This window comes from Streptomyces mutomycini (assembly GCF_001700505.1).
Taxonomy (GTDB): domain Bacteria; phylum Actinomycetota; class Actinomycetes; order Streptomycetales; family Streptomycetaceae; genus Streptomyces; species Streptomyces mutomycini.
On record NZ_MAPV01000226.1, the window covers coordinates 1 to 868 of the forward strand.

Below are 868 nucleotides of genomic sequence, written 5' to 3' on the forward strand. Positions count from 1 at the left end.
AGACCGTGTCCTATGTGGTGAGACGGGCGAGTCGTTTGTAGCAGCAGAGGGCAGCGGCGAGGCCGAGAAAGGCCAGGTAGTTGCGGGGGTGGCGTTCGTAGCGGTGGTTGAGTCTGCGGTAGCCGGTCAGCCAGGACATGGTGCGTTCGATGACCCATCGTCGGCGCCCTAATCGTTCGCTGGACTCGACTCCCTTGCGGGCGATGCGGACGCCGATGTGCTTGCCCCATAGCCATTTACGCAGGTGAGTGACGTCGTACGCCTTGTCCGCGTGCAGGCGTTGGGGCTTGAAGTAGCGGCCGCGGTGGGGGTCGTGTCTCGTTTGGTGACCCTCAACCATGGGCTTCAGCGCGAGGCTGTCGTGGGTGTTCGCTGCGGAGAGGCCGACGAGTAGGGGCAGTCCGTTCGCGTCCGACAGGACGTGCATTTTGGAACCCGGCTTGCCTCGGTCCACGGGGCTCGGACCTGTGAGTTCGCCCCTTTTTTAGCCCTCACGTGCGCGGAGTCGAGGACTGCCCGGGACAGGTCGAGCAGGCCGACGTTGTCCAAGCGGTGCAGGATCTCCTCGTGCAGCCGGCCCCACACACCGGCTCTTGACCAGATCAGGAACCTGCGGTGGGCCGTCGACTTCGATATCCCGAAGCACGGCGGCAACGCCCGCCAGGCGCATCCGCTGACCAACACGTAGATGATCGCCGCGAACAGCGTCTCATCAGGCGTGTCCTGCGTTCCGCCGCCCTGCGGTCGCACCTTCGACGGCGGGATCAGCGGCTCCGCGATCTCCCACAGCCCGTCCGGAACAATCCAACTCCACGTACCCCGCCCCATACGCAGACCAACGAGCCAACCCCCACATAGGACACGGTCT

1 protein-coding gene is annotated in these 868 nt (G+C 65.0%); it reads right to left on the reverse strand.

All coding sequences use genetic code 11. The annotated features are described in order from the left end of the window. Positions 1–10: 10 nt before the first annotated feature. Positions 11–828 (reverse strand): IS5 family transposase gene (locus BFF76_RS32515; RefSeq protein WP_107418499.1). Its coding sequence is split into 2 segments (ribosomal slippage): positions 11–480 and positions 480–828, totalling 819 coding nucleotides; the frame shifts between segments, so codons are not numbered across the junction. Positions 829–868: the final 40 nt, after the last annotated feature.